We start from the raw sequence: 7,733 nt of genomic DNA on the forward strand, positions 1-7,733 counted from the left end.
GCCTTTCAAGGCTGGTGGGCAAGCAGTTTGATCATCAGACCGTTGGCCTCGGATAGTACGTTGCCGTCCGCGTCCGTCATCGCCGCCCTCACGAACAGTTTGCGTCCGTCCACCGCGTCGATCCACGCCCGCGACTCCAGCGGCGCCTCGATCGGCGTCACCCGCCGGTAGTCCACATGCAGGTAGGCGGTGCGGCTGTCGGGTCGGCCCGCGGCCGACACCACCATGCCGAAATGCCAGTCGTAGAACAGCGGGATCACGCCACCGTGCACCGCGTCATTGCCCCCGACGTGGAAGCGGCTGAAGCGCCCGCGCATCGTGACCTCGTCCGGTCCCGACGCCACGACCTGCCACGGTGGCATCAGCGGGTGGCCGTTGCCGGGCAGGTTGGGCGCCCGGCCGGCAGGGGCCACACCGGCGGGAGCCTTGTGTTCCTCCAGGCGTTCGCACATCTCCTCGAGCAGTGCGGCCGAATCGTTCCACAGCGCGGCATCGGGATCGCTGGACACCGTGATGTTCTGCAGCCGGCGCAGCGCCGCGATGAAACGACCCATCTCCGGCGATCCCAGAGCCGGTTTGACCCTGGCGAATTCGCGGATGTCGTTCTCGGTGTCGGTCACTGCGCGGCTACTTCCATGTGTCGATCAACTCGTCGGTGGTGGTGATCGTCGCCAGCAGCGACAACGTGTTGTCGATGATCGCATTCGAGTAGTCGGTGGGGATTCCGGCCACCGCATCCCGCGGGACCACGACCCGGTACGCGGCGTTGACGGCGTCCATCACCAGGTTGGTGATGGCGACGTTGACCGACACTCCGACGGCGACGATCGTCGAGACCCCGAGATTGCGCAGCACGGCGTCGAGGTCGGTGCCGCCCATCGGGCCGATGCCGTGCCAGCGCCGCAGCACGACGTCGGAGGGCTTCGGCCCCAGCTCGGGCAGCAGTTCGGCACCCGGGGTGCCGGGCGCGATGGCATCGCCGGCGGTACCGCTCATCCGGAAGATCTTGGCGTTGTGGTTGGCGCCGCGCCCGTCGGGCCGCCGCTGGACCAGGCAGTGCACCACCGTCACACCGGCGGTGCGGGCCGCCGGCAGCAGTCTCGCGATGTTGGGGACCGCTTCGCGCCGGGCCTCCTCGGCCAGCACCTTGAGTCCTGCGTCGGGTCCGACGACCGCACCCTGGCATTCCTGCGTGACGATCGCGGTGTGGCCCGGGGCGGCGATCTCGGCGAGGTCGGGTCTCACACCGACGCCGGAACATCGTAGAACTGCGTCGCCCACTTCCGCAGCGCCATATACGGTTTCGCGTCTGTGCGAGACAGCGCCGGGTTCTCGATGTACTCCTGGTAGCGCCAGATGTTCAGGTCGTCCCAGACGGTCCCCATGAACTGGCGCTCGACCTTGCGGCGGACCTCCTCGGGAGGGACGTCGGAGGTGTCGCCGGGTAGCCGCGGCCACCAGATCGAATAGAACATATCCGAGTAGCCGTCCTCGACCGGCGTGCACGCGAAGATCAGCCGGTGGTTCGACGAGCCCTCGAAGGCGCTGATCGCGAACCCGAGGCCGGACAGGTGGCTGTGGATGTAGAGCGCCATCTTGTCCGGGTCGTCGCTGGAGGCGTCGGGCCAGCCCGTCAGAAACCGCCACTCCTCGTCGACGACCTCCCAGTTGAGGCACTTCGGGGTGACCGTCGCGTGATGCACGTAGTGGAAGTGCGCGCTGTCCGGCCCGTTCTCGGCGACGATCTGCGGATGCACCGGCTCGCGTTCCGCGCGACTCGAAAACTCCGGGTACGGGCGGTAGTACGCGTCCTCGTCGGTCGGGAATTGCGGGAATTTGTGGAACAGATCGGGCAGCTCCCACCGCGGTGGCTCGCCCTCGGGGTGATGCCAGGCGAACACGCAGCCGTATTGTTCGCGCACCGGAAAGACGCGCAGCCGCAACGCCTTGTTGGGCCGGTCGGGCTGGTAGGGAATGTAGCGGTTGGTGCCGTCGGGCCCCCACCGCCAACCGTGGAAGGGGCATTCGACGCAGTCGCCGACGACCTTGCCGCCGTGGCCGATGTGCGCACCGAGGTGCCGGCAGTGCGCCGACAGCACATGCAGGTCGCCTGCCTCGTCGCGGTAGGCCACCAGATCCTCACCGAAATACCGCAGCGGCCGGGTCTCGCTCGCGGGGAATTCCGCGGACCAGCCGATCATGAACCAGCCGGTGACCTTCCAGGTGAACGGTACTTTCATGCCGGGCAGCCTCCCGAGTCGGCGAACTAATGGAAGAGCTTACAGTAGTGGTTTCAGGAAGGGCCATACCGGAGCGGTGTTTCCGAAACCCCACCAGCCGTCCAGCGCAATACTGTAATAGTTACAGTATCTCCACTTCCTGGACGTGAGGGCCTACTTGTGACGACATCCGACTCCGCCCGCTTCGACGCGATCGTCGTCGGGGCCGGGTTCGCCGGTCTGTACGCGCTGCATCGACTGCGGGAGCAGGGGCTGCGCACTGTCGTGCTCGAGAAGGCCGAGAACGTCGGGGGCACATGGCTGTTCAATCGGTATCCCGGCGCGCGCTGTGACATCGAGAGCATCGAGTACTCCTACAGCTTCTCCGAGGAGATCCAGCAGGAGTGGGTATGGACCGAGACGATGCCTCGCCAGCCCGAGATCGAGGCGTACCTGAACTTCGTCGCCGACCGACTCGATCTCCGTCGCGACATCCGGTTCCATACCGAGGTCACCGCGATGACGTTCGACGAGGCCGCCTCCGAGTGGGAGGTGCAGACGGCAGACGGGGAGGTGTTCGTGGCTCCGTTCGTCGTCGCGGCGACGGGGATCCTGTCGGTCCCGAAGGAGCCGGAGATACCCGGTATGGGCGCCTTCGAGGGGCTCTCGCTGTTCACCAGTCGCTGGCCGAAGCAGGATGTCGACCTGACCGGCAAGCGGGTGGGCGTGATCGGAACCGGTTCCACCGGTGTGCAACTGATCCCGGTCGTGGCCCAACAGGCCGGCCACCTCACCGTGTTCCAGCGATCGCCGGCCTACACGCTGCCGTGGGAGGTCCGCCCGTTCGACGACGGCGAACTCGACGAGCTCAAGGCCAATTACGCCGAGATCCGCGCGGCGCAACGAGAACACGCGGTGGGTGCGGCCCGGCTGAGCGCATTCTCGGTGATGTTCGAGATGATGACCAAACCGCCGCTGAAGTCCGCATCGCGCGAGGAACAACTGCGCGCCGTCGAGGAGGGCGGCATCATCGGTGCGCTCAGCTGGGGCGACGTGTTCTTCGACATCGAGGCCAACCAGATGGCGGCCAAACTCTACGGCGAGGCGGTGGCGCGCATCGTCGAGAATCCGGAGACCGCAGCGGCGCTGACCCCGACGCACCCGTTCGGGTGTAAACGCCCCATCATCGACCAGGGCTATTACGAGACGTTCAACCGCGACAACGTCACACTCGTGGACCTGCGCAAGGAACCGATCGTGGAGGTCACCGCGACCGGAATCCGCACCGAACAGGGCGATCACGATCTCGACGTCATCATCTACGCCACCGGCTTCGACGCGATGACCGGGGCGATGACGCGAATCGCGGTGACCGGGCGCGACGGGATGTCACTCGGAGACTTCTGGACGAACGAGGGGCCATACGCCTACCTCGGCATCGCGGTGGCGGGCTTCCCGAACCTGTTCATCATCCAGGCGCCCGGAAGCCCCGCTCCGGCAAGCAATTACGTGACAGCCCTCGAACAGCACGTCGACTGGATCGGCGAGTGCATCGGCTACCTGAGCGCTCACGGGTATCGGAGTATCGAGGCGTTACCCGAGGCCCAACGCGAGTGGATCGACCACGCGACATCGCTCGTGGCGCCGACGGTGCTCGACCATCCGTCGTGCAACTCCTGGTACAACGGCGGTAACGTGCCCGGCAAGAAGCGGATGTACATGGGTTACACCGCGGGCATTCCGGAGTATCGGCGACGCTGCGACGAGGTCGCCGATGCCGGCTACACCGGGTTCAAGCTGGCATGAGGACGGCCGAGCGCGCGTACCGTATCGGTCGGGACTTCGCGGGCGTGGTGCCGCGGGCGCACGCCGCCGTCGCCGGAAACGACGATTGGAAGCCGTTGTCCCGCTGGGGTGCCCGGCAACTCGGCGAGGTAGTGCTCGACGAACTCGCCCTGACGGGGATGACGCTGACCGCGCCCCCGCCCAGATTGGAGCGCACGCTCGAGTCGTGTACCGGCGCGGCCGACGAGCTGGCCGAATTGGGCATGGCCGGCGTGCACGTCGCACCGGATGAGCTGCAGCCGAAGACGATCCGCCGGCGCCGGTTCGGCCGATCCCGGTACGAGCAACTGACCTTCGAACACGATCCCCACCTGCCCGAGTCGCTGGCCGCCGAGGGATTCGGCGGGCCGGCCACCGCGGTGGTGCATCTGTGTCGCAGCGGCGAGGAGCCGCGGCCGTGGCTGGTTTGGGTGCACGGGGCCGGCCAGGGGCTGCCGATCGATTTGGTGTTCTCGAGGGCTCGGCGGCCGCAGGAGCAGCTCGGATACAACATCGCGCTGCCGGTGCAGCCGGGCTGTGGGGTTCGGCGTGAGCATTGGCCGACCTATCCGAACATGGACCCGCTGAACAACCTGGCGGGCATGATCCGCGTGGTGTCGGAGGTGCGGGCGGTGCTCCGTTGGCTTCGACCGCAAGCGAGCGCCGTTGCGTTGTCAGGGGTTTCGATGGGCAGCCCGGTGGCGGGTCTGGTGTCACACCTCGAGGACGTCGACGCCGTCGCGGTCTACACGCCGATCTTCGGGCTCAACGCGATGATCGCCGGACACCTGGGGCGGTGGGGTCCGTCGGTGCGCGACACGGTCGAACTGATGCGGTCAGAACCCGTCGAGCGCGTGATGTCGGTCGTGGACTATCAGGCGGTCGAACCGACGGCCCCGCCCGAGCGCCGGCTCATCGTCGGTGCGTGGCACGACCAGATGGCGCGACGGGAACCGGCAGAGCGACTGCACGAGCGGTGGGGCGGCGACCTCTACTGGCATCGGGGTAGCCACGTCGGCCACCTGTTCGCGGGCGGTGTGCAGCGAGCGTCGGAACGCTTTCTCGGGGCAGTCAGGGAAGGAGTCGGTTGATGACGACGAGTATGGCAGCGGTACCGGGCGGCATCGATGAGCTCGACGCCGCCTGGTTGACCGGGGTACTGCGCGCCGACGCAGGGCTGGACGGCGCGACGGTCGACGATGTCCGGGCTGAGCAGATTGCGATGGACAGCGGCTTCTCGTCGCTGCTGTACCGGTTGCACCTGAGCGGAACCGCGGTGCCTTCGACCCTGATCGCGAAGCTTCCCGCGGTGTCGGAAGCGCGCGGTGCGATGGAGTTGCTGGGCGGATACCGGCGCGAGTTGTCCTTTTACCGCGACGTCGCCGGGCGCGCGCCGATGGACACACCGCGGGTGTATACCGCCCGCATCGCCGATGACGGCGTCGATTTCGTGCTGCTGCTCGAGGACCTGTCGGAGTGGGACAACGCCGACCATCTGGCCGGGCTGTCCATGGATCGCGCCCGCACCTGCATCCGACAACTGGCAGGTCTGCACGCGTGGTCGGGCGAACCCGCCGTGCTGGAGCAGTTTCCGAGCATCGACACCCCGATCGCGCGGGACCTGCTGCTGCCGGCGTTCGGGCCGGGGTGGGAGGTCTACCGCGCGCACACCTCGGTGAACGTGTCGCCGGCGGTGGCCGCGTTCGCCGAACGTTTCGCCGAACGCGCGGTCGGGGCACTGCCCGCGCTCGCCGAACGGGACATGTTGCTGCACGGGGATATCCGGGCCGACAACCTCCTCTTCTCGGGTGACGCGATGAAGGTGGTGGACTTCCAGTTCGCTGCCCGCGGCGCCGGTGCGGCCGACGTGGCCTACCTCGTGACCCAGGGCCTGCCGACCGCGGTGCGCGAAGGTCATGACGAGGCGCTGCTGCGTGAGTATCTCGAGCACGTCGCCGCGCACGGCGCCTCGTACGGATTCGACGAGGCGTGGCGGCACTATCGTTTTGCGGCCGTCTATCTGATGGTGTTGCCGGTCATCACGCTCAACGGGTGGGATGCGCTGCCGGAACGGTCCCGCCGCCTGTGCCTGACGCTGACCGACCGTGCGGTGGCCGCGATCGACGCCATCGGCGCTCTGGAGGTGTTCTCATGAGCCGGTCCGCGCGTGAGGTGGTGGAGCTGTACAACCTGGTGGCGTGGAACAAGGCGGACTTTGGACTGGCCGACGAGCTGTTGGGCGAGACGGTGATTCGTCACGAGGTCGGTGAGCCGGCGCATGTCTTGACCCATGAACAGGCGGTGGCTCGGGTGGTGGACATGTGGAACGTGTCGGAGAGCATCCGGTTCGACCTCAACCTGGTGGTGGCCGGTGATGACGGGGAGCACGTCGCGATCGTCTACCAGTCCCCGATCAAGATGAAGGACGGGACGCAGACCACGATCGGCAGTATGGAAGTCTTCCGGGTGGTCGACGGCAGGATCGTCGAGGTGTGGAACTGCGGCTACAAGCAAGGAGTCTGGACGTGACCGAATCTGTGCTCGACGAACTGGGCTACTACTTGTTGGCCGGCGCCGGGGGTGAAGGCCCGGCAACGCTGATGGACGAGGCCCGTCGGGGCGAGGAGCTCGGATTCGGCACCGCGTTCATCTCCGAGCGATGGAACGTCAAGGAGGCGTCATCGCTCGTCGGCGCGGCGTGCGCGGTCACGTCGCGCATGCAGATCGCCACGGCGGCAACGAATCACAACACCAGGCACCCGCTGATCACCGGATCGTGGGCGACGACGATGCACCGGCTCTCGGGCGGGCGCTTCACGCTGGGCATCGGGCGCGGGGTCGCGGCGATGTACGCGGCGTTCGGGATCCCGTCGGTCACGACCGCGCAGATGGAGGATTTCGCCAACGTCATGCGTCGGCTGTGGCAGGGCGAGGTGATCTTCAACCACGACGGACCGATCGGCAAGTACCAGGTTCTGTTCCTGGATCCGGACTTCCGCGAAGACATCCGGCTGGCGGTCGTGGCGTTCGGCCCGCAGACGCTGGCGCTCGGGGGTCGGGCGTTCGACGACGTCATCCTGCACACCTACTTCACTCCGGAGACGCTGCAGCGCGCGGTCAAGACCGTCAAGGACGCCGCGGAAAAGGCGGGCCGCGATCCGTCGGCGGTCCGGGTGTGGTCATGTTTTGCCACGGTCGGCGATCATCTGCCCGAGGAGCTGCGACTGAAGAAGACAGTCGCCCGGCTGGCCACCTATCTGCAGGGCTACGGCGATCTGCTGGTCAAGACGAACGGCTGGGATCCCGCTGTGCTGCAGCGCTTCCGCGACGACACGGTCGTACAGTCGATTCCCGGCGGTATCGACCACAAGGCCTCAGCCGAACAGATCGAGCACATCGCGACGTTGATACCCGACGAGTGGTTGGAGCCGTCCGCCACCGGCTCGGCCCAGCAGTGCGTCGAGCGCATCCGCAAGGAGTTCGACTACGGCGCCGACGCGCTCATCATGCACGGCGCGACGCCCGACGAACTCGAGCCGATCGTCGCCGCCTACCGCGCATCGGCGTGAACTGGCCCCATCTACGCGAGCGGCGTCAGCTAGCCCCCATCTCGGCGAGCGTGCGTGTTTGCACACGACGCGCCGCGGAAAGTGCGCAGTACGCGCACGGTCGTCGCGCCCGAAAGTGCGT

At 67.1% G+C, this 7,733-nt stretch carries 8 protein-coding genes; 5 read left to right on the forward strand and 3 right to left on the reverse strand.

Annotated features, from left to right (window positions below):
• Positions 1 to 5: 5 nt before the first annotated feature.
• From AU072_RS14560 to AU072_RS14570, 3 genes are read right to left on the reverse strand one after another with little or no spacing between them, the layout of a single operon-like run.
• The gene (locus AU072_RS14560; protein WP_064414423.1) at positions 6 to 620 is read right to left on the reverse strand and encodes a PaaI family thioesterase; all 615 of its coding nucleotides are present in this window, start codon (positions 618 to 620) and stop codon (positions 6 to 8) included.
• A 7-nt stretch (positions 621 to 627) separates the two neighbouring features.
• Complete coding sequence (locus tag AU072_RS14565; RefSeq protein WP_064414424.1) at positions 628 to 1,245, reverse strand: cysteine hydrolase family protein; 618 nt, start codon at positions 1,243 to 1,245, stop codon at positions 628 to 630.
• A complete protein-coding gene (locus AU072_RS14570) occupies positions 1,242 to 2,240 on the reverse strand; it encodes an aromatic ring-hydroxylating oxygenase subunit alpha (RefSeq protein WP_064414425.1) in 999 nt (332 codons plus the stop codon). The genes AU072_RS14565 and AU072_RS14570 overlap by 4 nt, the downstream gene beginning before the upstream one ends.
• Before the next feature lie 159 nt (positions 2,241 to 2,399).
• On the opposite strand from AU072_RS14570, the gene AU072_RS14575 reads away from it, so the two are divergent.
• From AU072_RS14575 to AU072_RS14595, 5 genes are read left to right on the forward strand one after another with little or no spacing between them, the layout of a single operon-like run.
• Positions 2,400 to 4,025: a flavin-containing monooxygenase gene (locus AU072_RS14575; protein WP_064414426.1), complete on the forward strand. Its 1,626-nt coding sequence runs from the start codon at positions 2,400 to 2,402 to the stop codon at positions 4,023 to 4,025.
• Positions 4,022 to 5,134, forward strand: coding sequence for a hypothetical protein (locus AU072_RS14580; protein WP_064414427.1), 1,113 nt, complete (start codon positions 4,022 to 4,024; stop codon positions 5,132 to 5,134). Before AU072_RS14575 ends, AU072_RS14580 begins: the two co-directional genes overlap by 4 nt.
• Positions 5,134 to 6,198: a phosphotransferase gene (locus tag AU072_RS14585; protein WP_064414428.1), complete on the forward strand. Its 1,065-nt coding sequence runs from the start codon at positions 5,134 to 5,136 to the stop codon at positions 6,196 to 6,198. The genes AU072_RS14580 and AU072_RS14585 overlap by 1 nt, the downstream gene beginning before the upstream one ends.
• A complete protein-coding gene (locus tag AU072_RS14590; RefSeq protein ID WP_064414429.1) occupies positions 6,195 to 6,572 on the forward strand; it encodes a nuclear transport factor 2 family protein in 378 nt (125 codons plus the stop codon). The genes AU072_RS14585 and AU072_RS14590 overlap by 4 nt, the downstream gene beginning before the upstream one ends.
• Positions 6,569 to 7,612, forward strand: coding sequence for a TIGR03857 family LLM class F420-dependent oxidoreductase (locus AU072_RS14595; protein WP_064414430.1), 1,044 nt, complete (start codon positions 6,569 to 6,571; stop codon positions 7,610 to 7,612). Before AU072_RS14590 ends, AU072_RS14595 begins: the two co-directional genes overlap by 4 nt.
• The last annotated feature ends 121 nt before the right edge of the window (positions 7,613 to 7,733 follow it).

The organism is Mycolicibacterium novocastrense (genome assembly GCF_001499835.1).
In the GTDB taxonomy this organism is placed as follows: Bacteria; Actinomycetota; Actinomycetes; order Mycobacteriales; family Mycobacteriaceae; genus Mycobacterium; species Mycobacterium novocastrense.

Coding starts and splice junctions, on each gene's coding strand:
- AU072_RS14570 (WP_064414425.1), bottom strand. CDS start 2,240: ATGAAAGTACCGTTCACCTGGAAGGTCACCGGCTGGTTCATGATCGGC.
- AU072_RS14585 (WP_064414428.1), top strand. CDS start 5,134: ATGACGACGAGTATGGCAGCGGTACCGGGCGGCATCGATGAGCTCGAC.
- AU072_RS14580 (WP_064414427.1), top strand. CDS start 4,022: ATGAGGACGGCCGAGCGCGCGTACCGTATCGGTCGGGACTTCGCGGGC.
- AU072_RS14590 (WP_064414429.1), top strand. CDS start 6,195: ATGAGCCGGTCCGCGCGTGAGGTGGTGGAGCTGTACAACCTGGTGGCG.